Origin of the sequence: Mycobacterium sp. 852014-52144_SCH5372336, from assembly GCF_001665615.1 — a bacterium.
GTDB lineage: Bacteria > Actinomycetota > Actinomycetes > Mycobacteriales > Mycobacteriaceae > Mycobacterium > Mycobacterium neumannii_A.
The window spans coordinates 1-26507 of sequence record NZ_LZSW01000054.1 but is presented as its reverse complement, the minus strand read 5'-3'; the positions used below and the strand labels follow the sequence as shown (position 1 = coordinate 26507).

Here is a 26507-nt window from a genome sequence, read left to right as displayed (position 1 = left end):
TATCGGCGGCGGTACCTTCACCCCTACCGTCTTCAGCCCGACGCAGGAGAGACCGTTGAGTCACGACAGCCTGGTGACCAAGCCCGCCAGCGGACACTGGACCGACGCCTACCCCGAGCTGGGTCGTGGTCCTGTGTCGCTTCAGGACTGCGTTTCCGAGGAGTTCTACGAAAAGGAACGCGAGCACGTCTTCAAGAAGACGTGGCTCTACATGGGCCGCATCGAGCGTGTGCCCAAGTCGGGCAGTTACTTCACCCGCGAGCTGACGTTCCTCAACACCTCGGTGATCATCGTGCGGGGCAAGGACGGCGTGGTCCGGGCGTTTCACAACATCTGCCCGCACCGGGGCAACAAGATGCTGTGGGAGGACGACCCATTCCAGGAGGTCGAAGGTCGCGCACCGCTGCTGTACTGCCGCTTCCACGGATGGCGCTACAAGCTCGACGGCTCACTGCACTCGGCCACCCGCAAGGATCTGCTGCTCGACTTCGACGCGGACAGCTGCCGGGTGCCAGCCATCCAGTGCGAGGTGTGGGAGGGCTTCATCTTCATCAACCTCGACCCGCACAACACCGAGACGGTCCGCGAGTTCCTGGGCGAGCTGGCGCACGAGATCGAGGGGTACCCGTTCGCCGGCCCGCATCAGGTCTACAAGCTCAAGGCCGAACTGCAGTGCAACTGGAAGATCTTCCTCGACGGGTTCGCCGAGAGCTATCACGGGCCGTACCTGCACGCGTCCTCGTTCGGCGCGGTCACAGCCGAGGCCCGCGACGCGTTCGACCAACCGAATCCGTTCACCGACGCTTTGGCCTATCGGCTCAAAGGCCCGCACCGGATGTTCTCGTTCTCCGGTGAACCATCCCGCAAGACGCCGTACTCCAAGCCGATCGAGTGCGTCTTCGAGGCCAGCGCGGCCGGGCCGTGGAACAAGAAGGCCGACCGCGGGCCGATGCCTGCCGGTATCAACCCCACACGGTCGGAGAAGTACGGCTTCGACTCGTTCCAGTTCTTCCCGAACTTCGTGCTGATCTTCGGTGCGTCCGGATTCACCGTCCACACGCACTGGCCCACCGGGCCGCACTCGCACATCTTCGAAACCGAGGCTTATTACCAGCCGCCGAGAACGCACAGGGAGCGGCTGGGCCAGGAGCTGACGGTCACGTTCCTCAACGACATCATCCTCGAGGACGCCAGCCCGTCTGAGGGTCTGCAGGCCATGCTGAACAGCGGCGCGCTCACCCACTTCACGATGAACGACGAGGAGATTCTGCTTCGCCACTTCCACAAGGTCGTTGGCGATTACGTCAAGGCCGGCGAAGAGCAGAAGGCGATGCGATGAACACGACTCTGCCGCCGGGGTTCTCGCACCTCGAACACCTCGTGCCCGAATGGGCCATCGAGGACGGCCACGCGCGCTACGTCAAGCGGGTCAACAGTTCCATGGAACACATCCGGGCCTTCTACGACGAGATCTTCCCATACGCCGAAGAAGCTCTTGCCTACGTCGACAAGTTCGACTACGCCGAGCCGCTGCCCGAAGACGTCGCCAACCTGCGCAACCTGCTCTACTCGCTGATCACGATCTCACTCGCGGTCGAGCTGTGGAACCAACCGCGAGTCAAACATTCGGCCAACACGATACTGACGAGGGTGAGCTGAGTGAGCCTGACCTCCGCACAACTGGACGTCGTCGACCTGACCCCGAGGATCGGCAGCGAGATCAGAACCGACCTTGACACCCTGTTGAGCGGTCGCGCCGCCGAGAAGATTAGGGACACACTGGAACAACGCGGCGTAGTGTTCTTCCGCGGGTTGCAGATCAGCGACGAGCAACAGGTCGCGATCGCCGCAACGTTGGGCACCGTGGTGGCCAACGAGGGCGAGGAGGGGATCTACAAGATCTCGCTCGACGAGAACGTCAACCAACGCGCGAAATACCTGAAGGGCTCGCTGTTCTGGCACTTCGACGGCTCCCTGCAACCCTATCCGAATTTGGCGACGTTGCTCAGAGCCATAAAGCTGTCTGATACCGGGGGCGATACGGAGTTCTGCAACACCTACGCCGCATACGACGATTTACCGCAATCCGATAAGGATCTGATCGCCGATCTTCGGGTCGTGCACAGCGCCGAGCGATCTCAGTACTATGTCACACCCGAGATGAGCTACGACGAGATCGCGTTCTGGCAGAAGTCCCCGACCAAGGCGTGCCCCATCGTGTGGACGCACCAGTCCGGCCGCAAGTCGCTGCTGCTCGGCGCGACAGCCGACTACGTGGTCGGCATGCCCGTCGAACAGAGCCGCGCTCTGCTTGCCCGGCTTCGTGATTGGGCCACCCAACCGCGATACGTCTATCGCCACGAGTGGGAAGTCGGCGATCTGTTGATCTGGGACAACACCGGCACCATGCACCGTGCCCTGCCCTACGCCGCCGACAGCGGTCGCCTGATGCACCGGACCATCCTGGCGGGCGAAGAGCCACTGAATTGAAGCTGGGCATCGCGACACCGGTCGTCACCAACGTCGCCGGGGCGGCGTTGACGTGGGAGCGCGACGCAGGAGTCGAGGACATCGGCCGCGTCGCCGAAGCGGCTGACAGGCTTGGTTACCACCACCTGACCTGCAGCGAGCACATTGGCATCCCGGCATCGGAGGCTGGACGGCGCGGCGCCAGGTACTGGGATCCGCTGGCGACCCTCGGTTACGTGGCCGCCCGCACCGAACGGATCCGGCTCGCCACGATGACCCTGGTGCTGGGATACCACCATCCGCTGGCCATCGTGAAGCGTTACGGCACACTGGATCACGTCAGCCGTGGGCGTCTCATCCTCGGTGTCGGTGTCGGCTCACTCAAGGAGGAGTTCGACCTCCTCGGTGCGCCGTTCGAGGATCGCGGCCCGCGCGCCGACGACGCGTTGCGCGCCTTGCGCGCCGCGCTGGCGAGCAACGAGCCCTCCTACGACGGGGAGTTCTACTCGTTCGGCGGGCTCATCGTCGACCCGTGCGCGCTGCAGTCCCATATGCCGATCTGGGTGGGCGGCAGGACCAAACGGTCGCTACGGCGGGCACTCACGCTAGCCGAAGGCTGGGCGCCGTTCGGCATCTCGGTCGCGACCGCAGGGGAGTGGCTCAAGGCGCGCGAGATACCGGCCGGCTTCGAGGTCGTGCTGGCCGCCGACCGCCCGCTCGACCCGGTCGACGACCCCGATGGGACTCGAAAGACGCTGCGCGAGATGGCGGATGCGGGCACCACGACCGTGTCCGCGCGGTTCGTCCACCGGTCGCTCGAGCACTACCTCGAGCAGATTCACGCACTCGCGGAGTTACACCGCCAAGACGACGAGAGGTGACATGACGCAAGACGCGATCGGCCATCCGCTGTTGACGCCGCTGACCGCCGAGGAATGGGGCGACGACGAGTATGCCGCCGTCGGCGCACTGATGGGCGTTCCAGGCGACGACGTTCCACGGGCCGGCTCGGGAGAGCCCAGGGATCCGCTCAACTTCGACATCATCGGTGTGCTGGTCCGGCACCCGAAGATGGCGCGTAAGTTCCTGGGTTACAACGCGTTTCTGCTTCATCGCGGCGAGCTGCCACTGCGATTGCGCGAGCTGGCCGTGCTGCGGCTCGCCCATGCGCGGCGCTCGTCGTTCTTCTGGGGTGAGCACGTCAAGATCGCCAAGGCGGGTGGCTTGTCGGATGACGAGATCGCCCGGATCGCACGCGGTAACGCCGAGTTCGACGGAGTGGACCGGCTGGTGCTCGAGACGACCGACGAGTTGCTCGCCCGCGGCCGCGCTACCCCGGACAGGTGGCGGGGTCTCGTCGACGAACTCGGTACCCACCAGGCGATGGAGTTGATCTTCGTCGTCGGCACCTACGCGATGCTCGCGATGGCCTGCGACACCTGGCAGCTCGCCCCACCGCCCGGCAGCGCGACGCTTCCGGACTAGGGGTCCTCCGCTTCGGGTGCCGGTTCGTCGTCGCTGCGCCGAGTGCGTCTGCGCCAACTCCGTACGCCCCGGTGCGCGGCGAACGCACCGGCGACGGCGGTGACGCACCACACCGCGATCGCCGTGAACGCCAGCGGTGACGACAGATCCGCGATCGACGCCCCCAGCGCCGTGTACACGAACGCGCGGGGGACGGACCCGATGAACGCACCGACGGCCATCTGCCACAACGGAACTCCGAACGCGCCGAAGGCGTAGGACGCGAGCGCGTCGGAGATGCCGGGAACGAAGCGCTGGCCGACGACGGCCCACAGGCCTCCGCGCGCGATGAGATCGTCGAGCCTGCCCGCTCGTTCCTCGCCGAGGAGTGCCCGGGCGCTGTCGCGTCCGGCGCGCCTACCGATCAGGCTGGTGACGCACGCGGTGGTGACCGTCGCGCCGAGGGTGGCGAACGTGCCCACGACCGGGCCGAACAGCACTCCGCTGGCGGCGGCGAGGATCGGCCCGGGTACGAACACCGCGCCCAGCAGCCCCGACACCACGACGTAGACCAGCGGTGCGATCGGGCCGGTGGAGGCCACTGTGCGGCGGACATGGTCGACGTCGACCACGCCGGAAACGGCGACCAGGTAGAACAACCCGAGTAGGAACGCCACGAACAGCACGAGTCGGAGGATGTGCCACCGACGGGTCGCGGGGCGGTCGCTGAGGGTCATGTCCAGGCCAATTTTGCCGCACGCGCGGATACACACTTCCCGCGGTGACGCAGCGGATGTACCATTTGGTACATGATTACCGAGTGTGGCGCCGAGATCGACGCACCCGCCGCCGTCGTATGGGACGTGTTCAGCGATGTCGAGCGCTGGCCGGAGTGGACCGCCTCGGTGACCCGACTCGTGGCGTTGGACAGCCGAGAGTTGGCCGTGGGCAATAGGTTCGAGATCAAGCAACCGCGGATGCCGAAGCTGGTCTGGGAGGTCACCGAGGTGGTGCCCGGCGCCTCGTGGACCTGGGTGCAGCGCTCGCCAGGCGGGCTCACGGTGGCCCGCCACGACGTCAGCCCCGTCAGCGCCGACTCGCAGGGGCGTACGCGTATCCATCAACGGCTCGAACAACGAGGCCGGGTCGGAGCCCTGGTCGGGTTGCTGATGCGGTCGATGACGAAGCGCTACCTCGACCTCGAAGCCGAGGGGTTGAAGGCACGCTGCGAGCGGCTGCACCGGCTCGATGGCCCGTCCGCCTGACGCCCATCGTCGCCAGGAACTGCTCGACGGGCTCGTCGCGGAGGTCTCGCGCAACGGCATCGGCGACCGACCGCTTCGTGATCTCGCCGCCGCGGTCGGCACCAGTCATCGCATGCTGCTGCACCACTTCGGGTCGCGTGAGGAACTGCTGTTGGCGATCGTCGGCGAGGTCGAGCGACGCCAGATGGCGCTGGCCCACGACTTGCCGGCCGATCCCGCCGAGGCGATCGCGGCGATGTGGGCCAATCTACGAAGGCCCGATCTCCGCCCGTTCGAGCGGCTGTTCTTCGAGTGCTACGCGCGGGGGGTGCAGGGCGAGGAACCGTTCGCGCGGATGCTGCCCGCCGCGGTCGAGGACTGGCTGTCGCGAGATCCGAGTGGCACGGCTGACCCGGCGATGATGCGGCTCGGCCTCGCAGTGGCCCGCGGCCTGCTGCTGGACCTCGTCGCTACCGAGGACCTCGACGGCGTGGACGCCGCGGCCGCCGCGTTCGCCGACCTGGTCCGCGCACAGCGTCGATGACGTCAGTCTTCACTGCTTCGACGCTCGCCGATGAACGCGAGCAGTCCGGGGTCCTCGGAGGTGAACACGTCGACCTCCTCGCCGCCGTCGCAGCGCAGCAGCGCGACGGTCACACTGCCTTCGCGTCGCATCCGCACTTCCCAGATGGCGCCGGAGTCCTGCCATCGCTGCAGATCCGCCACTCGGTCCACCGCCATGCCCCTACCATCTCACCGCATGGGTGGCCGGCCAAGCGTCGAGGTTGCACGGGTCTATGACCCGCCGGGAGAGCACGACGGCACCCGGGTTCTGGTGGACCGGCTGTGGCCGCGAGGAATCCGCAAGGACGATCCGCGGGTCGGGCAGTGGCTGCGGGCGGTGGCGCCGTCGACCGAGCTGCGGCGCTGGTATGCGCACCGGCAGGAACGGTTCGACGAGTTCGTCGCCCGCTACACGGCCGAACTGGAAACCGAGGAGACTGCGCGGGCGCTCGACGAACTGCGCGGCCTGGCGGCCGAAGGTCCGGTGGTCCTCACGACCGCAACCCGCGACGTCGACGGAAGCCATGCGGCCGTCCTGCGCGACCTACTGACCCGGACGGCGTGAGACGATCGGCACATGCCGTCGAAACTGCCGCGATGACCGTCGTACTCGCCATCCGATGCGCCGACGGGATCGCGATGGCCTCCGACTCTCAGATCACCGATCCCGGGCGGGGACTCAGTTATCCGGCTCAGAAGCTGCATCCGCTCGGAAAACGCGCCGCGTGGGGCGGTAGCGGGTCGCGTGCGGTGCTTTACGACCTCGAGCAGATCTTCGACAACGAACCGGATGCGATCGTGGAAGCGCCCGACATCGGCCATGCCCTGCAGGGTCGAGTCCTGCCGGTGCTCAAGCACCACTACGCGAACTTCATCGAAGACGTGCCTGCGGGTAAGCCCGGCGCAACCCCGGCCACCTACGTTCTCGCCGCAGGCTACGCGAACGGAGACCCGTTCATCGTCGACATCGATCCACACGGGTTGATCGGCCGCTACGAGGAGATCGGTTTCCATGCGGTGGGCAGCGGATCGCCGATGGCTCAGCAGGCCCATGCGCTTCTGGCGCACTTCGAGATGGGCGAACGCAGCGTCGACTATGGCCTGGTGGCCGCGCTGCGGGTGCTCGACGCGCTGGACGCGTCGTCCCCGAGCGTCGGTGGGCCGATGGACCTCTGCCGGATCACGCCGGACGGGGCCCGGCACTTCGATGAGGAAGCCGTCGCCGAGGTCCGCGACAACGTGCGCCGGTGGACCGAACTCGAACAGCGGGCCCTCGACGACCTCTTCAATTGAGGGGCAGAAGTCCAGGCGGGGAAGGTAAGTCTTGCCTTAGTCGTTCCGGTAGGCTCGGCGGGCGATGACCGAGATCGACGATGCACCCACGCCCGTCCTTCCGCGGGAGCTGACCGACGTTTCCGATGCGGTACGTGATGTCGCGGCACCACCCACGCCGGTGCTCGCCGAGCCGTACTTCGTCCGGCTGGCCGATCCGGACGCGGATGCGGAGATGATCTCGGAGTGGATGAACCGCCCGCACCTTGTCGAGGCCTGGGAGTACGACTGGCCCCCCGAGCGGTGGCACCGGTATCTGAGCGCACAGTTGGCAGGCGAGTACTCCAGGCCGTTCGTCGGCTCGTTCCGAGGGCAACCCTTCGTCTACGTCGAGTTGTACCGGGCCGCCAAGGATTCGATCGCTCCGCGATATGACGCCGAACCTCACGACATCGGGATGCACGCGGCGATCGCGGAATTGCGCTTCGTCAACCGCGGTATCGCGCCGATCCTGTTACCGCGGTTGACCGCCAACATCTTCGAGCTCGACCCGCAGTGCCGCCGCATCATGTTCGATCCGGACCACCGGAACAAGGGCGCACGCGATGTCTGCGAACACGCCGGCTGCGAGTTCCTCGGGGAGCACGACATGTCGAACAGGCGCATGGCGCTGTACGCACTGCCGCGCGCGTAGCGCCGACGGTCGCCCGACCGAGCGGTTTCAGGGCAGCTGGTTGAACTCGGCGTAGCCGTCGTGGTCGGGCTTCATCCCGGCGGCGACCAACTCCCACAGCACCTCGTCGGTGCCCCCGCCGACGCGCGCCAGTTTCATGTCCCGCCACCATCTTCCGAGCGGAGTCTCCTCGACGAGATAGCCGGACCCGCCGAAGAGGTGCATGCACTCGTTCATCACCTCTTCGCCGAGGCGGGCGGCGTTGACCTTCATCGCGGCTGCGGTGCGAAGGTCGAGCTTTCCGGTCGCGGCGACCCCGTCAAGTGCGTAGCGCAGCATGTCGACGCGTGCCTGCAGGTCGGCCATCCGCAGCCGCAGCGCCTGATGCTCCCACAGGCTGTTGCCGAACTGTCTGCGAACCATCATGCGCGCCTGCGTGATTCCGATGACCCGCTGTACCGACGTCGACACCAGCCCCGCCACCGACATCCGCTCCTGGGCCAGCCCCCAGGAGATGGCGGCCAGGCCGATGCCGGCACGGGCGACCAGAGCGTCGGCGGGCACCCAGGTGTCGATGTGCACGGCGGCCGTGTCGAGGGGACCGGCGCCGACCTTGCGGTACGGCGTCTGGATCTCGCACTGGGCAAGCGGCACTGCGATCACCACGATGCTGCCGTGCTTGCTGTTGGGGTCGTGGTCGACGTTGCGGGCCACGCACATGACGTGGTCGGCGATCGGGGACAGCGAGACGAACTTCTTGATGCCCTTGACCTCGAAACCGTCGCGGACAGAACGCACTTCGGTGCCCACGATCTGCAGGTCGGATCCGCCCGACTGCTCGGAGGCGCCGATGCACAGCACCGCCTCGCCGCGGATCGCCTGCTCGGCTATCTCCTTCAGGTAATCCGACTTGCCGAAGCGGCGCAGGATCGCGATCGCCGAGTCGTGCAGTCCCACGCCGACCCCGATGCCGGCCGAGCCCAGCCAACCCAGCTTGCGGGCGAGCTCGATGACCTTCGCGACGTCGGGATGCTGTTCTCCCGGCGGCCACTTGGCGGCAAACACGCCGGACTCGCCAAGATACTCGATGAGTTTGCGCGGGAACCGTTCCGTCTCTTCGGCTTCCGCCGTCCACACGGTGACGCGATCGTCGAAGACCCGCTCGAGCAGGTCGCGGTAGTCCTCGAGCGGCGGTGCGTCCGGTGCGTCGGCGGTGGCCGTCATCGGCTTGCTCCCTCCAACGTGCGCTTGACTTCGAGCCGGCGAAGCTTGCCCGACGAGGTGCGGGGCAGCGCACCGGGTTTGAGGAACACCACGTCGGCGGGCACCACGCCGCAGTGCGACGCGACGCGGGCCACGATCTGGCTGCGGGCGCCGGGCTCGTCGTCGCCCTTGAACTCCGCGGCGATCACCAACCCGGGCCGCGCCGAGGACTCGCCGGTTCCGACGGCCACCACGCAACCGTCACGGACACCGTCGATCTCGGCGGCGATGCGCTCGATCTCATTGGGGAACACGTTGCGACCGGCCACCGTGATGAGCTCCTTGGCCCGACCACAGACGACCAGTCCGTCGTCGGTGAGATAGCCGAGATCTCCGGTGGGCAGCCACGCGTTCCGGTCGATCGGGGCCTCGCCGACGTATCCGGTCATCAGCGACGTGCCGCGAACCTCGACCTCACCGACTTCGCGGCCGGTCACCTCGGTGGTGTGCTCGGCGTCGGTGTTGATGCGGATCTCCATGCCCGGGATGGCGTGACCGAGGACGGCGAAGCGGCGCGTGGTCTCGCTCCGTCGCTGATGACCTGTACGTCGTCGACGCGAAGGCCGGTGAACGGTTGGGGAACGCTGACCGCACAAGTGGATTCGGCCAATCCGTAGGACGGGGCGAGGGAATTGGGGTTGAACCCGAAGCGTGCCATTTCGTCGGCGAAGCGCTGGTAGCCGGCGCAGTCCACCGGTTCTCCGCCGTTGAGCGTGAAACCGAGGTGACTGAGGTCGAGGTCCTTGACGAGGCCCGCGTACTTGCCGATCAGGTTGAAGGCCATGTTCGGCGCCGCGGTCATCGTGGCTTTGCTTTCCATCAGCCACTGAAGCCAGTTGAACGGGGAAGCGGCGAATGCCGACGTGGGCGCCTGCCACAGATCGGCCTGGCCGAGCGTCGCGGTCAGCAGGAAGGCCAACCCCATGTCGTGGTAGATCGGCAACCAACTGTGCAGTCGGGACCGGTCGTTGACGTTGACCCGCTCGATCAGCCCGCGCAGATTGGCCAGCGACGCGGCTGGCGAAATCTGTGTCGTGCGAGGCGTTCCCGTCGACCCCGCGGTCCCCTGCAGGATCGCGACGTCTGCGGTGCCGGGGCCACGGAAGGATGTGGAGCGGTGCGGGTGGCCGACCTCGAGGAGGTCGTGAACGGCGATCGTGTCCGCGTGCTTGCTCAACAGCGCCAGTTCGTCACCGTGGCTGAACACCGACGTCACGCCGATGGAGGCGAACCGGTCCAGCGTGGTCTGCGCCCACTGTTCGGGGTCGGCGCGCCGGATGGGTCCGGGCAGGATCGACAACCCGGCGCCGGCGAAGAACGCGCCGGGAATGGCCGCGACGAACTCGACGGTGGGTTCACCGACCAGGCCGACGGCTTTGGATTCGTCGTCGGCGATCCGCTCGGCCACGTTCTCGGCACGCGCGTGGACCTCCTGCCACGGATGGTGTGCCCACGTGCCGGCTTCCGTGTCGAGGACGGACAACGTCGTCGAGGCCCCCGACATCGCCGCCGACAGGGCTGCGGCGAGCTCGGTCACGAGTTCGTGGATGCGGCAGCCGATTTGGCCAGGATGGCCGCTTCCAGATCGCCGACCGTGTCGCAGCTGAGCAGGTCCTCTTCGCTCAGCGCCACGCCCAGCCGGTCCTCGATGGCCACCATCCCCACCGCGAACGCGACCGAGTCGAGGCCGACGTCGTCGATCAGGCGGGAGTCGCGGGTGACTCGTCGGACGTCGACGTTCATGTCGTCGCGCAGGATCTCGGCCAGCGCGACGCTGACGGCTTCTGGAGTAGACGGGTTCACGGCACGCGACGGTACTACGTCGGATCAGGTAAGGCTAGGCTTACCCCCGCTGCAAGTCAGGGGTATCGGGCCAGTTGTAGGCTTCCGCGACGTTCGCCACCGTCGATCGCTACCAGGGCCGGAACCAGTTCGCTGGTGACCAACCCGTCTTCGGTGGTCAACTCGTCGACGATGTCGAAGGCTGCCGCGATTCTGGCGGGGCTGTCAACGACGATCGTGGTGACAGGCACCTGGCGGGCGGCCTGAATCAGCCGGTCCCCGTGCGGCTTTTGTCCGCCCCGGAATCCCCAGATGCCGCGGAGCACCGTCGCGCCGCCGCTCGCCTCCACCTCGTGCAGCCGGCGCACGAGGGCTCGGTGGATGGGCACGCGGCCGTGCAGGGTCGCTTCCGATGTGTGAATCATCAGCTTCTGCCACAGCTGACGCCCGGCCGTGTCGGTTTGCGGCAGCGCGGGCGGGCGGGCGAGCAGTAGCCCACCGCGCTTGCAGACCTGCACCCGCTCGACCGTGTAGAGGGGAGCGGGCAGTTCTCGTTCGAGATACTCGATCGCTCGTTGCGCCTGTGCCGCCCCGCCCGTCGCGATGATCATCTCGGGCACATCGACGTTCCTGCTGAAGAACCGGGCCCGCTTGCGCAGACCACGACAAGTGCCGTCCACGCCGAGGAACACGGTGGCGCCGAAGAAGCCGAGATCGTGCAGCGTGTCACAGATCGCCCGATGCGCTGGTCGGCCGGCGATGCGGTCCTGGCGGCCGACATAGACGGTCAGCTTCGTGGTCTCCGGTAGCGCCACCGCGGAGGCGGCTGCACCGCCAGTGAATCGCGCGCGTTCGAGGGTGACCAGGCCACGAGATGTCATCGCGGCGACCCGGTCCGCGAGCGGAGCGACCTTGTCGGTGACGTCCACCGCCGCGACCGCGATAGGCGGATCCTCGGACATGCTCAGCGTCCGGTCGGTACGCACCTGGTGGCGTGGTCCGAACCCGGCGATGCCGCGCAGCACGGCGCTGGTCGCCAGGCCCGCATCGGTGTAGAGATCGAGCAGCGCGTCGGCGAGGAAGCGGTCGCCGACGCGCTGGCGCTCGCCGAAATAGGTGGTCAGCTTGAGGTAGTCGACGTTCACAGGTTGCCCCCGCACCACATGCCGAAGGCCGCGGCCGCGACGCCGAGCGCCAGGCTGACGACGATGTTCGCCGCCGCGGGCAGGCCCTGCCGCTCTTCGCCGATGCGCTGCGTCTCCAGCATCCAGGTCGAAAACGTCGTATAGGACCCGATCAATGCCGTGCCGAACAGCAGCGCGAGGTGGGGGCTCAGGGCGAGGCCGGACAGCACGCCGAGGATTACTGCGCCGCTCACGTTGACCACCAGCGTGCCGTACGGGAACACGCCACCCACCCGTGCCGACACGGTGCGGTCGACGATGAATCGCAGCACCGCGCCCACACCTCCGAGCACGACGACACCCGCCCACACCGCGACGGTCATCCCTGCACCCGAACCCGCCGCACCAGCGCGGTCGCGGTGTACACGGCGATCAGGCCGGCGGCGACGCTGGCGGTCAGGTATCCGGCCGCCAGCCCGTAGTGGCGGTGCTCGAGCATCCTGACGATCTCGACCTGCATGGTGGAGAACGTGGTCAAACCGCCGCACAGCCCGGTGCCGAGCAGCGGCCGACGGTAGCTCGACAGCGGAAGCCGCTCGAGCAGTCGAGTGGTGAAGTAGCCGAGCAGGAATGCGCCGACGATGTTCACGGCGAACGTCGGCCACGGCCAGTGCCCGGGTTCGGGCGCGAGGAGCGTCTCGATCGCGGCGCGGGCGAGGGTGCCCAGCGCACCGCCGACGAACACGGCGAGCAGTTCGCGGCCGTCATAACCAAGCACAAGGCAAAGTATGGCCGCACCCGAGCACGCCGCATGGCAGCAAGGAGCAGAATCGGGTACATGGCGCCCCACCCCCGAGCCGGAAAGCCGGCCCAGCCCGAGGACCTCATCGACATCGCTTCGGTGGTGACGGCGTACTACACCCGAGAACCGGACCCCGAGAACGTCGACCAGCAGGTGGCGTTCGGCACGTCCGGGCATCGCGGGTCCAGCCTCGACGCGGCGTTCAACGAGGCGCACATCGTGGCCACCACACAGGCCATCGTCGAGTATCGCGGCGCGCAGGGCACCACCGGTCCGCTGTTCATCGGCCGCGACACCCATGCGCTGTCCGAACCGGCCTGGGTGTCGGCGTTGGAGGTGCTGGCAGCCAATGACGTTGTGGCGATGATCGATTCGGCCGATCGGTACACGCCGACGCCGGCGGTCAGCCACGCGATCCTCACGTTCAACCGCGGTCGCGAGGGTGGCCTGGCCGACGGGATCGTCGTCACGCCGTCGCACAACCCGCCTCGGGATGGCGGATTCAAGTACAACCCGCCCAACGGCGGGCCCGCCGACACCGACGCCACGGGTGCGATCGCCAATCGGGCCAACGAACTGCTGCGTGACGGGCTCAAAGGGGTCAAGCGGGTGCCGCTGGCGCGGGCGCTGCAGAGCGCGCAGCGCCACGACTACCTCGACGCCTACGTCGCGGATCTTCCCAACGTCGTCGACATGCACGCGATCAGCGCCGAGAAGATCCGCATCGGCGCCGACCCGCTCGGCGGCGCGAGCGTCGACTACTGGGGCGCGATCGCCGAACGCCACAACCTCGATCTGACGGTGGTCAACCCGCTGGTCGACGCGACGTGGCGGTTCATGACGCTGGACACCGACGGCAAGATCCGGATGGACTGCAGCTCGCCGAACGCGATGGCATCGCTGATCGCGCACCGAGACCGGTACCAAATCGGGACCGGAAACGACGCGGACTCCGACCGGCACGGAATCGTCACCCCAGACGGCGGGCTGCTCAACCCCAACCACTACCTGGCGGTCGCGATCGAGTACCTGTTCTCGCACCGGCCGTCATGGCCGGCGTCGACTGCGGTCGGCAAGACGGTGGTCAGTTCGTCGATCATCGACCGGGTGGTCGCCGGGCTGGGTCGCGAACTGGTCGAGGTGCCGGTCGGGTTCAAGTGGTTTGTCGACGGGTTGCTGAGCGGGACAATCGGTTTCGGCGGTGAGGAGAGCGCGGGGGCGTCGTTTCTGCGCCACGACGGGTCGGTGTGGACGACCGACAAGGACGGCATCATCCTGGCGCTGCTGGCTTCGGAGATCTTGGCGGTGACGGGTGAGACGCCGTCGCAGCGCTACGGCAAGCTGGCCGAGAAGTACGGCGCCCCAACGTATGCGCGCGTCGACGCGCCGGCCGACCGTGAGCAGAAGGCGCGACTGTCCAAGCTGTCGGCGGAGCAGGTCTCGGCGACCGAGCTGGCCGGTGAACCGATCACCGCGAAGTTGACGACGGCGCCGGGCAACGGGGCACCGCTGGGCGGGTTGAAGGTGACGACGGAGAACGCGTGGTTCGCGGCGCGGCCGTCGGGCACCGAGGACGTCTACAAGATCTACGCCGAGTCGTTCAAGGGGCCCGAGCATCTGGCGGAGGTGCAGGAAGCGGCGCGCGAGGTGGTCAATAAGGTCATCGGGTGAGTTCTGAACCCGAGGGCGACAGCTCGACGGGGCCCGATGCGGCGGGGGCCGACCGGACTGGGGCCAACCAGGTTGGGGCCAACGAGACGGAGGCCAAGCCGAAGCTCCCGCGCGAGGTCTGGCTGCTCGTCGGCGCCAACGTCGTGGTGGCGCTCGGCTACGGCGTGGTGGCGCCCGTGCTGCCGCAGTACGCCCGTCACTTCGGGGTGAGCATCAGCGCGGCCACATTCGTCATCACGGCGTTCGCGTTGATGCGGTTGATCGCCGCGCCGCCCGCAGGCTTGCTCGTGCAGCGGCTGGGGGAGCGACGGGTCTACATCAGCGGCCTGATCATCGTCGCGTTGTCGACCGGGGCGTGCGCGTTCGCGCAGACGTACTGGCAGCTGCTGGCGTTCCGCTCGCTGGGCGGATTGGGCTCGGCGATGTTCACGGTGTCGTCTCTGGGGCTGATGATCCGGATCTCACCGGAGAACGCGCGAGGACGGGTGGCGGGCCTGTTCTCGACGGGGTTTCTGGTCGGCTCGGTCGGCGGGCCGGTGCTGGGCAGCCTCACAGCGGGTTTCGGGTTGGCGGCGCCGTTTGTGATTTACGGTGCGGCGCTGCTGGTCGCGGCGGGCGTGGTGTTCGTCAGCCTGCGCGGCAGCACCCTGGCGGCGCCGGAGGAGACGGCGGAGGCGGCGGTCTCGATACGTCAGGTGCTGCGCCACCGCGCCTACCGTGCGGCGTTGTTCTCGAACTTCAGCACGGGGTGGGCGGCGTTCGGGCTGCGCATCGCTCTGGTGCCGCTGTTTGTGGTCGAGGGCCTCGGCTACGGGGCGGGTGCGGCGGGCTTGGCGCTGGCGACGTTCGCGATCGGCAACGTCTCAGTGGTGATTCCCAGCGGGTATCTGTCCGACCGGATCGGCAGGCGCAAGCTGCTGATCGTCGGGCTGACGGTGTCGGCGGTGTCGACGATTCTGGTGGGCTTCACGACGTCGCTGCCGATCTTCCTGGTCGCCGCGTACATCACGGGTGCGGCGACGGGCATCTTCGTCTCGCCGCAGCAGGCCGCGGTGGCCGACATCGTGGGGAACAAGGCGCGTGGCGGCACCGCGGTCGCGGTCTTCCAGATGATGGCCGACCTGGGTTCGATCATCGGATCGCTTGTGGTGGGCCAGATCGCCGAGCAGACCTCGTTCGGCGCGGCGTTCGTGGTCAGCGGGGCGATCCTGGGGTTGGCCGCGCTGGGATGGGTGTTCGCCCCGGAGACGCGGGGCCGGCCCGCCGAGCACACGCCGGCGCGGGCAATCGGCCCCGAGGCCGGTGGGGAAGTGCCGTAACCAGCGATTTTGAGCGCTTCCGGCAGGTGGTGTAACTTCGATGGGCACGACTTCAGGGGCTATGGCGCAGCTGGTAGCGCACCACACTGGCAGTGTGGGGGTCAGGGGTTCGAGTCCCCTTAGCTCCACTTGACACCGTACGGCTTTGAACTCTGATGTAGCCGTTTCCCGGATTCGCTGGAGGCTTCACGGTTCGGTTCTCTGTCCTAACTCTGTCCTACCGCTGGTGCGGAGAACACCGTCGACGCCGCAGTCAGGCGGTCGTCGGTCACCCGGCCGTAGACCGCCTGCGTCATGCGCTCGGTGTGGCCGTGCCATGCGGCGACGACATCGGCGGCGACCCCCGCCGCGCGCATCCGCGAGATGTTGGAATGCCGCAGCTTGCCCAGTGTGATCGCCTGTAGTCCAGCAGCCTTGCGCTGGACGGCGAACTCGCGCGAGTAGTCGCGCACCGGCAGCCACGTGCCGTCTTCCCGCGAAAGCAGTAGGTCGCCGTCGTCGAGTGGTCGGCCGACGGCCCGCCGCTCGCGCAGGTGGACCGTTCGCATCGCTTTGAGCATCGCGAGCTCGCGTGTTGGTAGGGGTAACTCGCGCGCGGACCTGTCGGTCTTCGTTGGGACGACGGTGTCTTTACCGTTTACGTCTACGCGGGCCCGGCGGATGTGCAGAGCGCCGGTATGTAGGTCGAGGTCGGACCAGCGCAGCCCGCCGACTTCCTCGCGGCGCAGCCCGAGCAGCGTGAGAGCGAAGCAGCCGGCGAGGCGGTGGGCGGCGACGTGATCGAGGAACTGGCCCATCTGCTCGGCCGTCCAGATGTCGCCCGCGTCGGTGGCGGTGATTGACTTCTGTTCTGGTGACTCGAGCTCGGCCGCGGGATCGTAGGTGAGCCAGCGCATCTTGCGGGCATGAGCCATTACGGATTTCAATCGAATGATCGCGCGTCGTTTGGTGGCCGGCGCCAGCGTGTTGCCGTCCTTACCCTTCAGGGCGGCCGACCAGTCGGCCAGCGTCGCGGGAGTGAGTTTCTGCACCTGGACCGCGCCGAAGGCCCGGCGGGCGTAAGCCAGCGACTCTCGGTCGGCCCGAACGGTATTCGGCCCGATCGATGGGTTTGCTTCTCGCACGGTAAGCCAGTGATCGGCGACCTCGTCGAAGGTTTGCCTCGACTTCGGCGCCCACGTCGACGACCTCCACTGCTGGCGCTGCTCGGTCACCCAGTCGAGCGCAGCCTTCTTGGTGGCGAACACCTTGGTGGGCCTGACCTGCTTACCGGTCACGGGGTCGGTCCCGAGTGTCGGCCGCGCCCGCCAGCCAGCGCCGTTGGGCAGTCGCTTGATTGAGCTGTCGGTCCGTTCGCTGCGCGTCTGGGGCGGACGTGTGGATTGCGCGTCGTTCACTAGGGTCCTCCTTGGCTGCGACGGTCCCTGTTTTGCTGCCGGTCTTCTGTCCGCAGCACATTGTCGTAGCCAAGCAGGCGCGCCTGTGGCGTTCATTCTCCTGGCTGTCGGGTCGAACCATCACCTGCTCGCCGCTGCGTACCAAAGTTCGCGCTCGACGCGAGCAGTGACGCGCCACGGCGAGCGGTCAGTTTGATTATGCCGCAACAATCTGACGCAGTTCCGCGGTAACGACATAAACGCGCCCGCCAAGTCGTCTCGACGGCAGTTCGCCGGTAGCCACGAGTCGATACGCCGAAGCGCGGCTGATCCCCAGCAGCACCGCGGCGCGGGGCACCGGCAGCAGGAAGGGGAGATCATCGAAAGGACTAAGAGTCAACGCTATTCACCTCCTCAAGGTCCACCAAGGCGGCGAGGCGCCTCGGTCTTCAGCTGTTGGCTTCGGAGCGTTTCGAAAGGCCCGTTCAGCTTCTTCCAAAGTATGACGGCCGACGAGCCGAGTCCACTACTAGAAGCAAGGTTGTTTCGAAATACCTGAGCTATTCCGGATTTCGTCGTTTGTCCGCATTAGATCGAGACAATGAGGACAACGTATCCCTCGTAACGGTGGGAGCTGATTGTTGTTCCGTAGGGCCCCGAACAACGCCATTGAGTGCGCATCTACGTCACGACAATTCAGAGTTACCCTCGCCAGTAATCATGCTGTCCGGACTCGCTCCGGATATTCGTCTTCGGTGTCTGAGGCGATGAGTTCGTAAAGCTCGGTATTTAGAACGATGTGAAGCGCTTGGGCTCGTGCCGCAATTCTCAACGCGCTTCGAACCCTTGGGTCGGGCGCACGGCCGTCGTGTCGCCGCGTCCATTGCTCGATGCTTTGGTCGCCGAGGGCGCTCGCTTCTGCCCGCACCATCCACGTGATTTTTTCAGCCTCGGCGACGATGAACTCAGCTCGTTGTGCGTCGGTCCAGTCGTCGGGTAGTCCGAGATCGGTTGTGTAGACTGTCTTTACGGCGTGCAGGATGCTCGGGTCGGTCTCTAGTGGCATGTACTCGACGGTGCACATGCGAGCCCGTCTCATCCTGGTGGCTACCCGATGTCGGATCGGTCTGCTCATTACTCGGTCCTCCTTCTGGGCTGGGGAGAAGGACGAGTCCTTGGCTTTGAGGTTACTCGCTTGTCCGCCGGAATCCGGGGCGAAATGCCGGCTGTCAGCCACTTAGGGCCTCGTCCGGTCGCTCGCCGTTACGCATCGTGGATTGCGTCGTGCGGTGCGGGGATGGGGTTCGGCAGGACTGCTTGTCGAGTCAGTCGTCGATGCCGACGCTGCGCGATTGAACGGGTTCGTCGCGGTTGTGTGAGTGGTTGTGCCAGGTGAGGGTGAGGTGGAGCCGGTGCGCGGATCGGATGGCACGGGCTGTTGCGTCGTAGTGGGCGAGTAGGACGCGCCAGCGTTCGTCGAGATGGCTTCGGCCGAGGCGGTCGGCCATTGTGACAGCTGGCGTTGGGGTGTCGGGACGGTCCTGGGCGGCAGCCTGGGTGGCGGTCAGGGTTGTGCTCCAGGGGAGGGTGGTAGCTAGGAGGTGCAGCGCGGAGGTGGCGGGACCGATGTGTCCGTCGGCGGGGTCGAGAATGATGGCGCGGGCGCCGTTGATGGTGATGTAGTTGGTGGTGGTGGCGAGTTGTTCGGGGTCGATGGTGGCGGGGTTGTCGATGATGACGATCGCGTCGGGTCCCGATGACCATAGTTTGTCGGCGAGATCGTCATCAAAGGTGGTGTAGGTGTCGGCCAGTTCAGCATCTCGTGCTGTGGCCACGATATTATCAGATGCACTGATAAACAATATGTTTCGATTATTTTCGTTGGCTGCTGTACGTAGCGTCTGCAGGGCTGCGGTGGTGTCAGGGTCAGTGCTGTCGGCGTGGACGTATCCGAGTCGATAGGGCTGGGCCGCAAGCCCTTTGACTCGTGCGGCGATGGCCGGATCGTGTTGGTTAAGTGCGGATTCGGGAATGAGCAGGGGGGCGTGTTGGGTGTCCAGATGGCGGGCGGATGCGAGCAGGTTGACCTCGGAATGCGCGGTGTCGAGTAACTGTTCCAGGGTCTGGGTTGTATGGGTGTGTGCGGTGGCGAAGGCTGCGGCGATATCGCGCTCGGCGCGTTGCAGCCGGCCGCGCAGCGCTTTGCGGCGCGTGCGCAGTTCGTGGAGAGTTGCTCGGTCGGCGGCCTCGGCGACATCACGTGCGGCGGTGATGTCGGCCTCGGTGACGATCGGTCCCCCGGCGGCTGCGCTGCGGGCGGCTTGCGCTTGGGTGAGAGCCTGCTGGTACTGCGTTGATGGCGGCTGGTCTGGAAGCAGCGCAATGTAGAAGGCGAGTTCTTGTCGGGCGGAGGCGATGTCAACCTCATCGGCACCGGGCGTGGATGTGAGTGCGAGTAGACGGGTGCGTGCATGCTCGACGAGAAGCATGCTGTCGTTATAGACGGCGTCGGCGTCCGACCATTGCGCCATCACCGCGGCGACGGCGTGGCCGTATGGGCGGTCGGTATCAATCTGCTGACGCATGCGGAGCAGGTCGTCGGCGGCCGCACGCATGGATGGCCCGTTACCGGCGGCGATGTCGGCTTCCAGTGCAGTGATGGCGTTGCAGATCGAACGGTATTCCTGGCCTAACTGGGTGAAAAGCTCCATCGTGATGGGTAATTCGCGTGATGGCCGCTGGGTGGAGAGCTCCTCAAATCGCAGCCCCTCAAAGTGAGCCGTCCCGTTTTCGAATGCGCGCACGTCGACGGGCAAGGCTGTGTCGACATCTGAGACGGGTGGCTCCTCGTTGAATCCGGGGTGTCGGGGGTCGGGTGGGAAGCGCTCTTCGTCGTCCGGACTTGGTGGGGCGTCCTGGGGATCAGGAATGTTGTACGGGTCGCCGGCGTGCTGGCGGTGGGTATAGGTATCGACGGTGTAGGTGATCAGGCGGGCGTAGTCGCCCGGCGGGATCGGGTGGTCGGTGTCTTCGGCATCGGCGAGGTGTTCGGCCGCCAGGTGCAGCAGATCGCGGGGTGTCCAGGTGTGGGGGTCGGCGGCGTTGATGGCAGCCACCAGGCCGGGCCAGTGCAGGTCGGCGGCAATGGTTTCGGCGAGCACGGCGCCAAAGACGGCGTCGATGTCGGTGATCCAGGCGGGCCGAAGCCGAGAGCGCGCGGTGGCCAGGGTGGCGGTGGTCGAGATTGCGCCGAAGATGCGCCACCACAGCGCGGCGGCGGGCAGTTCGTCGGGTAGGGGCTTCTGGTGGGCGGCGGTGGTGATGACCTGGCGCAGGTCTGGTGTGGTGCGGGTGGCGTAGGCGAGATGGGCGGCCAGTTGTGGCCAGTAGGCGTCGGCGCGTAGGCGTGGGTCGATGGCGTCGAGGAGGTCGTTCCAGCGGGTGGTGTCGGCGCTGCGCTGCCCGATGCCTGCGGCGGCGTGGCGCTGCAGGGCGGCTTGCACGGCGCGGGTCCGCACCGGGTATTGGCGGGCGCCGGTGAGACGGGTGTCGGCGTCGGCGACGCCGGTGGCGGCGCGGAATACGGCGATTTCGGCGGTCAGCGCCGCGTTTACGGTGATCAGCGGCCGCGCCCAGGCGGGGGCGGTGGCGTTGGTCCAGCTGCGTGCGCGCGCGCGGATCTGGTCAGCCAAGCCGTGGACGAGCTGCTCGCGGCGGGCCAGGTAGGGGCCCCATTGCGGATCGTCGGCCAGTGCCGGCGGTATGGCGGGTAGCCAGCGCAGGACCCCGATGCCTGCGGAGTGGGTACCTGCGGGGGCGATGCGGTAATCCAGGACTGCGGCGGGGTCGGTGGCGTCGTCGATGCTGCCCTTGGCCAGCGTTTCGATCAGCAGCTCGCGGGGATCAGCCCCGCTCAAGGCCAGGACGGACAGGGTGTGTCGCAGGACCGGCCAGGCCTCACGCTGGCTCAACCGGGGGATTGCCTCGTCGGCGATGGCGTCCAAGCGATCCCGTGCACCGGCTCCCAGCTGGTTTTCGGCCGCCACACCCAGCGCGTCGTAGAACATGTCGGCGGCGGCCTGCAGCCGGGCGGCCGGGTCGGCGGCGCGGCGGGCGGCGGTGGTGGCCGAGACTTGGGCGCCGTCGCGGGCCAAAATCCGGGTCAGGACGTCGACGGCGGTGTCGGGGTGGGTGGCTTTGGGGGAGAGCAGCCGGTGCGGATCGCCTTCGGCCGTGGACAGGTAGAGGTGGTTTTCGTCGGTGGCGCGGGTCATGGCGACGTAGAGGTGCTGGCGGGTCAGCATGTCGGAGCCGACGATGTGGCAGGTTCCCGTGGTGTCGCGGCGTCCTGCGGTCAGTCCCTGGGCGGAGTCGATGGTGGCCGCGTAGCCCAGCGTGACGTGTTCGGCGAGGTAGTCCGCCGGCAGTGTGACGATGCGTCCGCTGCGCACATGCCGCGCTTTCACCGCGCCGTTGGTGAGGACTTCGGTGATGGTGTAGCGGTAGCCGTTGCGCACGAAGTCGTTGCGCCCGATGGTGATTCGACGGTTGTTTTTGCGGGTGCGGATGGTGTCGCCGACGCTAGCGTGCAACTGATCGGCCAGTACTACTGTGGCCGTGTCGGCCGCCTCGGGCTCGGTGGCCAGTCGGTCGGTGCGGGCGCGGGCGTTGAGTTCGTTGATGATGTCGTTGGTCGGTGCGAGCAGGATGGAGTCTGCGCCGGCGGCCAGGTCGGCCCGCCATGCCTGATAGGCCATGTCCGCGGCGGTCTCGTCGGTGCCGACGTGGATGCGGTGATGATCGATGTAGAAGCCGATGCCGGCCGGGTCGGCGTCGTGCAGCGCCAGGCCTGCGGCGGCTTCGGCCGGTGACTTGAACCGTACGACTTCGCTCAGGGTGAGGGCGTCGGTGGCTTCGGCGATGTCGCGCAGGATGCCGCCGGCCGAGATGGACGACAGCTGGCCGTCGTCACCGATGAGGCGCACGCTGGCGCCTTTGTGCAGCGCGTCGGTGATCATGGCGTCCAGGCCCGCGGTGGCGGCCTTTCCGGCTTCATCGACGACGATCAGGGTGTCGGGCCCGACGCGGTGAAACCAGTCTGGTCGCGCGGCAGGGGAGGAGGGGTCGGTGGACCAGACGTATTTGTCGAGGGTGTCGGTGATGGTGCCGAGCTCGTCGCCGAGCAGGATCGCGGCGTCGGCGGTCGGGGCGAGTCCGATGACGTGTCCGCCTGAGTGGCGCCACGCATGCGATAGGGCGGCCATCGCTGTGGTTTTGCCGGTTCCCGCCGGTGCGAGCGCGAGTGCGACACGGCGTCCACTGGTGGCCATCTCTGCCACGAGTGCGGCTTGGCCGGCGTTGAGTGTGCGTCCGCGTGCCGTGGAGTTGGCCAGTGCCAGCTCGACATCGCGGTCGCTGGCGCACCGCCCGTCCAAGCGTGCGACAGCGACCAGGATGCGCCGTTCTGCGGCCAGCGTGTCGCGGCTGGTGTAGAGCTGGACGCCGTGGCGTCTGTAGACGCTGGCGCCGTCGCGGCGACGCAATGCGACAGGCTCGCCCAACTCGCCGTCGCAGATCCGGGCGTGCGGCACCGAAAACGCTTCGCCGAGCGCGGTATCGGTGAGGCGTTGGACCAATGCGACATCGTGCGACATGTTGTGGCGGCGCACTATGCGGAGGGCTTCGGCGCGCACGTGGTGAGGCTGCCAGATCGCGCGTGCCTGGCTGACGGTGGCGATCAGTTCGCCAGCACGCGCCAGTATCCACCGGTCATCGATTCTGGTGCCCGGGTGTGTGCGATCGGCGTGGGCCAGTGTGTCGGTCAGCATCCGTTGCACACCGTTGCGGCCGAGCACCTCAGCGGCTTGGGTGCGCCACGTCTGGCGCAGCTGCGCCAGTGAGCGCGGCTCGTGTTTGGCTTCGCGCGATTCCAGCGTCGCCTGCTGCGCCAGCGCGATGATTTCGGTGTTGGTGGGTTCGCGGCCGTGATCGGTCTGAAACTGCTTGGCCAGCTCGGCGGTGCGGCCCTTGATCGCCGCGCGACGACTCGACCACCGCGACATCAATTCCGCTGACATTCCTGCGATCTCGCGGACCGGCCGCTTGCCGTGTCCGCGGGACTGTTCGGCGAAGCGCACACCCAGGCCGGCGATCATGTGGGCTTCCAGTCGGGTGTTGTACAACTCCGAGGCTGCCACGGTGACTCGGTGCAGTGGTTGGCCGTCCAGCGCCAGCCAGCGGCGTACGCCGGTGGCGTCGACGTGGGACACCTTGTTGGAGATTGCCACGTGGGTGTGCAGGTCGGGATCACCGGCGCGGGAATCGCGGTGGGTGAACACCGCGGCGATGAGCCCCTCGGTGTCGACCTGGGCGACACCGCCGGCGCCGGTGCGGGTGAACGTGGCGTGATCTTGCAGCCACTCCAAGACGTCCGCGACTGCCGCGTCGTGGGCGGCTTCGATGTGCTCCGCCACGGTCAGCGGGGCAATGGCCCACAGCGCCGACACCGATTTTACCGGCGAAAACGTCAGGTCATAGCCGGCGACCGCGGTGGTACGGGCGCGGGTGTTGCGAGCGATGAACCCCGATAATTCGCGGTCATCGGCGGGCGGGCGGGCGTACTCCTCGGAGAACAGCTCCATGGCCACGCGGGTGCGGATCTGCGCGCGGATCTCCGGAGCGATGGTGGCGTTCCAATGCGCGCCGACTTCGGCGTTGTGATCGCGGAAGGCCACCGCCACACGCCGCGCGAACTCCGGTTCCCCATCGTGTACCAGAAACTCACGCCCCAGACGGCTGGCAGACCGCTGGGCGGCCATGCCGCGGCCGGCCACGAAGGTTTCGATCCGGTCAGCGTTGGGGTGCAGACCCAATCCGTAGAGGGCGCGCATTTGGTCTTCGCTGACATCCGATCCCGGCCCAACGCTCCAAATCTCGTCCCGCACTTGCGTGTTGACTTCGCAGCGCCCAGTGTCCGACAGCCCCGCCAGACCGCGTCCCAGCCAGCGACCCGGCGTCTCGCCCTTGGCCGAGTAGTAGTCGGCCAGCGTCGAGCGGCCTCGCTCGGTGCTGTCGGCGGCAGCGACCTGCCGCACCAGGTACAGGTATCCGTCCCCGGCGGTCAGCTTGTGCAGCGTCATCACCATGACACGCACCCAGACGTCCACATGGGCCGCACGCTACGAATCCCTCGGGCAGCGAAGCCACCACCAAACCGGAGGCTGTTATCAAACCGTTACCAACGGCTTCCTGAGTGCAAGAGGTGTGTGGCCTGTCGGTGGCGCTGCGGGAAGTGACTGTGAGCGGATGAGCTCAGTGGCTCTAGAGGAGGTCGTGACGTTGCGGTCGGGCTCGCCAGCGGCGGAGCGATGCGTGCACGGTCTGCGTTGAAAAAAATTCGCGGAGTGCCAATGTGGCTGTGGTAGTGGCTAAGACAGCTCGGTCGCTTCTAAGCTCCCGGATATGACAGCAAGCACTTCGACCAAAGTGGAAGCGCGACGACGGGCACGTGAGGCGACCCGGCGCGCCAACGAGGCCCGTGCCGCACGGGAGCGAGCCAACATCGAGAACGCGGCGAATTACATGGTCGCCAAGACCAAGCTGGCCGACGTTGACCCGTGGGAGCGCGAACGGCTCACCCAGCTCCGCGACCAGGTGCGGGCCGAGGCCAACAGGCGGCGCGCAATTCATCGCGCTGAGGCCGGCGCGGCGCTCAAACTCATGCAGGGCAATGGTGAGACCCTGACGACGATCGCTGATCTGACTGGCGACGGCATTGGAGAGATACGTGCGATGCTGCGGCACGCACCCAAACCCCGAAAGCTCACGGCGAGTAGCGGTTTGCAAGCACCGTGCTGCGATGGCGCCCAGGCGGGGTCCAGGGATGGCGGTGACGGCACCGCGCCTGCGTGATGTGGCCGTGGCATGACCGGCGCTGGCCGTGGTTGGCGCTAGGGGCACACCTGGCGCAGAGGTGCGCCTGTTTCCTTCGCGCAGCACGATCCATCCTCGCTTGGTTGGGCGGGCGCGCTCAGCAGTGCGTGTTCATGGTGCGCGTAGGGGCGATTGGGGATGTAACGCCTGAACGCTTCCGGACCCCTGCCGGTTCGCCTACACCGCCGCTCCTCCGTCGGTGGTGTTCGTGGTCGTTTGAGACGGCTGATGTCAGAACAGCGATCTAGAGTCGGCGGTAACGAGGAGCGCGGGCAGGCCGATCATTGATCAACGTCTTGCATGCCGTGAGACGGCCGCATCCGCAGTCACGTCGCATGCGGGCAAATGACTTCCGATTGCGAAATCTTGGCAGGTGCAATCACTGCCGAGGTTGTAGGCGCTGCTACCTCACCCGTGTCGGGGGGCTGTGTGTGTTCGCGCCGCTACGTATTGATGATCGAAGGGTGTGGTCGCGACGCGTGCTGGGGCCGCGCGAGGGCCGCAACCCGGGCGTGCGTCAAGATCGCACACGACAGGCCAGCACGGCTGCATGTCCTTTCAGGTTTTAGGGCGACAACATGGAGCGCATGTCGCAGAAGCGTCGCACCGTGGACGCTATGCGGTGCGACGCTTCGACAGTCGGGGGGGTACGGCGGCAACCGTCAGTGGCACTTCACTAGGCGGTATCAAACGGCTCGGGCCGGCCGCAACCGCGGTGCAGGCGGCGCTGCTTGCGATCAGCCGATGCTGCGGTGCATGTGGGCGCCTGCGAAGGATTGGCGTATGGGCGTCGGATACCGCCCCCTGGGCGGGCAGTGGAAGCCGAGTGGCGGCCGGTGTCGCAGCGATGAGCTGAGCAAGTCGAAGAAGCGGTCGGTGGGTGGGGCTGCCGTGGACCGCTCATGAGCAGCACGGCGTGTGGGGTGGACGTGTCGTGTGGTTGTCGAACCACACAGCCAGGTGGAGACGCACGCCGTGCGAGCCGAGCAGATGCGGTGCTGCCCAATCGTTTCGTGCCAGCCGTCACTGTTTGGTGCGGATGCGCAGCGAGTCGCTGTGGCTGATCAAGTCAGTTGGCAGTCGGCCCCGGGTGAGGCTGTCGACGCGCGCGTAGTGCGCAGCATGGTAGATGGAGGCGATGCTGGCGCTGGCGGGGAACGACTCGAGAAGGTCGTCACTGCGGTCACCAGCCAAGTCGTCTGGGTGGATATCGCAGGCTCGACGGCGCTCGGGAATCCCATCATTGGTGAATAGCTCGCGGTAACCGTCCAGCTCGGGATGCTGTTCGATGGTGCGATCACCCTCGTAAGCTCACGGGGCAGTTGTAGCGTTATCCGTCTTGCGTGGCCGCTCTCCCATCGCGCGAGGGGTGTTGCAGCTCGGTGATCTCGACGAGGTAGTAGGGCACGGCGCGATGGCTATGTTGGGGCGCTCGCATGAAGGAGGTTGATGGATAACGAATGTTATCCACGAAGTTTGTCTGCATATTGCATCAGATGAATCACTGTCTTCACTCCCGGTTGCCGTGACTCGTCACGCGATCTTCGGGCGA

25 protein-coding genes, 1 tRNA gene and 1 pseudogene are annotated in these 26507 nt (G+C 66.9%); 14 read left to right on the top strand and 13 right to left on the bottom strand.

Annotated elements, in window-relative coordinates; translation table 11 throughout:
* Positions 1-55: 55 nt before the first annotated feature.
* The 5 genes from A5759_RS16905 to A5759_RS16885 are packed head-to-tail and all read left to right on the top strand — an operon-like array spanning position 56 to position 3954.
* Positions 56-1339: an SRPBCC family protein gene (locus tag A5759_RS16905; RefSeq protein WP_068199714.1), complete on the top strand. Its 1284-nt coding sequence runs from the start codon at positions 56-58 to the stop codon at positions 1337-1339.
* A complete protein-coding gene (locus A5759_RS16900; protein ID WP_068199637.1) occupies positions 1336-1659 on the top strand; it encodes a hypothetical protein in 324 nt (107 codons plus the stop codon). Before A5759_RS16905 ends, A5759_RS16900 begins: the two co-directional genes overlap by 4 nt.
* Positions 1660-2490, top strand: a complete 831-nt coding sequence (locus A5759_RS16895; RefSeq protein ID WP_068199636.1) for a TauD/TfdA family dioxygenase — start codon at positions 1660-1662, stop codon at positions 2488-2490.
* Positions 2487-3350, top strand: coding sequence for a TIGR03619 family F420-dependent LLM class oxidoreductase (locus A5759_RS16890; RefSeq protein WP_068199635.1), 864 nt, complete (start codon positions 2487-2489; stop codon positions 3348-3350). The genes A5759_RS16895 and A5759_RS16890 overlap by 4 nt, the downstream gene beginning before the upstream one ends.
* A gap of 1 nt (position 3351) precedes the next feature.
* A complete protein-coding gene (locus A5759_RS16885) occupies positions 3352-3954 on the top strand; it encodes a carboxymuconolactone decarboxylase family protein (RefSeq protein WP_068199634.1) in 603 nt (200 codons plus the stop codon).
* Here A5759_RS16885 and A5759_RS16880 read toward each other — a convergent pair.
* On the bottom strand, positions 3951-4670 hold the full coding sequence (locus A5759_RS16880; RefSeq protein WP_068199632.1) for a TVP38/TMEM64 family protein: 720 nt from the start codon (positions 4668-4670) through the stop codon (positions 3951-3953). The genes A5759_RS16885 and A5759_RS16880 overlap by 4 nt on opposite strands.
* Positions 4671-4742: 72 nt before the next feature.
* Here A5759_RS16880 and A5759_RS16875 point away from each other — a divergent pair, with 72 nt between their 5' ends.
* Both A5759_RS16875 and A5759_RS16870 read left to right on the top strand, forming a co-directional pair.
* A complete protein-coding gene (locus tag A5759_RS16875) occupies positions 4743-5198 on the top strand; it encodes an SRPBCC family protein (protein ID WP_068199629.1) in 456 nt (151 codons plus the stop codon).
* Positions 5182-5721, top strand: coding sequence for a TetR/AcrR family transcriptional regulator (locus A5759_RS16870; protein WP_068199627.1), 540 nt, complete (start codon positions 5182-5184; stop codon positions 5719-5721). Before A5759_RS16875 ends, A5759_RS16870 begins: the two co-directional genes overlap by 17 nt.
* A 2-nt stretch (positions 5722-5723) precedes the next feature.
* On the opposite strand, the gene A5759_RS16865 is transcribed toward A5759_RS16870, so the two are convergent.
* Positions 5724-5918: a hypothetical protein gene (locus tag A5759_RS16865; protein ID WP_068199624.1), complete on the bottom strand. Its 195-nt coding sequence runs from the start codon at positions 5916-5918 to the stop codon at positions 5724-5726.
* A gap of 19 nt (positions 5919-5937) precedes the next feature.
* Here A5759_RS16865 and A5759_RS16860 point away from each other — a divergent pair, with 19 nt between their 5' ends.
* From A5759_RS16860 to A5759_RS16850, 3 genes are all read left to right on the top strand, one after another.
* Positions 5938-6306, top strand: a complete 369-nt coding sequence (locus A5759_RS16860; RefSeq protein WP_068199622.1) for a DUF488 domain-containing protein — start codon at positions 5938-5940, stop codon at positions 6304-6306.
* A gap of 32 nt (positions 6307-6338) precedes the next feature.
* The gene (locus A5759_RS16855; protein ID WP_068199619.1) at positions 6339-7034 is read left to right on the top strand and encodes a proteasome protein; all 696 of its coding nucleotides are present in this window, start codon (positions 6339-6341) and stop codon (positions 7032-7034) included.
* Positions 7035-7098: 64 nt separating this feature from the next.
* Positions 7099-7707: a GNAT family N-acetyltransferase gene (locus tag A5759_RS16850; protein ID WP_068199617.1), complete on the top strand. Its 609-nt coding sequence runs from the start codon at positions 7099-7101 to the stop codon at positions 7705-7707.
* Between the two features lie 27 nt (positions 7708-7734).
* Here A5759_RS16850 and mbtN read toward each other — a convergent pair whose 3' ends face one another.
* The 6 genes and pseudogenes from mbtN to crcB (A5759_RS16820) all read right to left on the bottom strand — a co-directional run bounded on the left by mbtN (position 7735) and on the right by crcB (A5759_RS16820) (position 12633).
* A complete protein-coding gene (gene mbtN, locus A5759_RS16845) occupies positions 7735-8910 on the bottom strand; it encodes a mycobactin biosynthesis acyl-ACP dehydrogenase MbtN (protein ID WP_068199616.1) in 1176 nt (391 codons plus the stop codon).
* Positions 8907-10453, bottom strand: a pseudogene (mbtM, locus tag A5759_RS16840) (long-chain-fatty acid--ACP ligase MbtM). Before mbtM ends, mbtN begins: the two are co-directional and overlap by 4 nt.
* Positions 10454-10482: 29 nt before the next feature.
* Positions 10483-10752, bottom strand: a complete 270-nt coding sequence (locus A5759_RS16835) for an acyl carrier protein (RefSeq protein ID WP_082693853.1) — start codon at positions 10750-10752, stop codon at positions 10483-10485.
* A gap of 56 nt (positions 10753-10808) precedes the next feature.
* A complete protein-coding gene (locus A5759_RS16830; protein WP_068199613.1) occupies positions 10809-11876 on the bottom strand; it encodes a DUF190 domain-containing protein in 1068 nt (355 codons plus the stop codon).
* Positions 11873-12238 (bottom strand): fluoride efflux transporter CrcB, encoded by a 366-nt coding sequence (gene crcB / locus A5759_RS16825; RefSeq protein WP_068199612.1) that lies wholly within the window; start codon positions 12236-12238, stop codon positions 11873-11875. The genes A5759_RS16830 and crcB (A5759_RS16825) overlap by 4 nt, the downstream gene beginning before the upstream one ends.
* Entirely contained in the window at positions 12235-12633 is a 399-nt protein-coding gene (gene crcB, locus A5759_RS16820) for a fluoride efflux transporter CrcB (protein WP_068199610.1), read from the bottom strand. Before crcB (A5759_RS16820) ends, crcB (A5759_RS16825) begins: the two co-directional genes overlap by 4 nt.
* Positions 12634-12693: 60 nt before the next feature.
* Between crcB (A5759_RS16820) and pgm the strand changes: the two genes are divergently transcribed.
* The 3 genes from pgm (at position 12694) to A5759_RS16805 (ending at position 15775) form a co-directional block, all read left to right on the top strand.
* Positions 12694-14328 carry a phosphoglucomutase (alpha-D-glucose-1,6-bisphosphate-dependent) gene (gene pgm / locus A5759_RS16815; RefSeq protein ID WP_068199608.1) on the top strand — a complete coding sequence of 545 codons (1635 nt, stop codon included), beginning with the start codon at positions 12694-12696 and terminating at the stop codon, positions 14326-14328.
* Complete coding sequence (locus tag A5759_RS16810; RefSeq protein WP_068199606.1) at positions 14325-15647, top strand: MFS transporter; 1323 nt, start codon at positions 14325-14327, stop codon at positions 15645-15647. Before pgm ends, A5759_RS16810 begins: the two co-directional genes overlap by 4 nt.
* Before the next feature lie 55 nt (positions 15648-15702).
* Positions 15703-15775 (top strand) — tRNA-Ala (locus tag A5759_RS16805).
* 78 nt (positions 15776-15853) lie between these two features.
* On the opposite strand, the gene A5759_RS16800 is transcribed toward A5759_RS16805, so the two are convergent.
* The 4 genes from A5759_RS16800 to mobF form a co-directional block, all read right to left on the bottom strand.
* Complete coding sequence (locus tag A5759_RS16800) at positions 15854-17044, bottom strand: tyrosine-type recombinase/integrase (protein WP_068199604.1); 1191 nt, start codon at positions 17042-17044, stop codon at positions 15854-15856.
* A gap of 196 nt (positions 17045-17240) precedes the next feature.
* Positions 17241-17381, bottom strand: coding sequence for a helix-turn-helix domain-containing protein (locus tag A5759_RS26475; RefSeq protein ID WP_255392533.1), 141 nt, complete (start codon positions 17379-17381; stop codon positions 17241-17243).
* A 360-nt stretch (positions 17382-17741) separates the two neighbouring features.
* Entirely contained in the window at positions 17742-18089 is a 348-nt protein-coding gene (locus A5759_RS16795) for a hypothetical protein (protein ID WP_197506081.1), read from the bottom strand.
* A 259-nt stretch (positions 18090-18348) separates the two neighbouring features.
* The gene (gene mobF / locus A5759_RS16790) at positions 18349-24168 is read right to left on the bottom strand and encodes a MobF family relaxase (protein WP_197506085.1); all 5820 of its coding nucleotides are present in this window, start codon (positions 24166-24168) and stop codon (positions 18349-18351) included.
* A 316-nt stretch (positions 24169-24484) separates the two neighbouring features.
* On the opposite strand from mobF, the gene A5759_RS16785 reads away from it, so the two are divergent.
* Positions 24485-24934, top strand: coding sequence for a hypothetical protein (locus A5759_RS16785; RefSeq protein ID WP_068199597.1), 450 nt, complete (start codon positions 24485-24487; stop codon positions 24932-24934).
* A gap of 1044 nt (positions 24935-25978) precedes the next feature.
* On the opposite strand, the gene A5759_RS25980 is transcribed toward A5759_RS16785, so the two are convergent.
* The gene (locus tag A5759_RS25980; protein WP_156616956.1) at positions 25979-26149 is read right to left on the bottom strand and encodes a hypothetical protein; all 171 of its coding nucleotides are present in this window, start codon (positions 26147-26149) and stop codon (positions 25979-25981) included.
* Positions 26150-26507 lie beyond the last annotated feature (358 nt).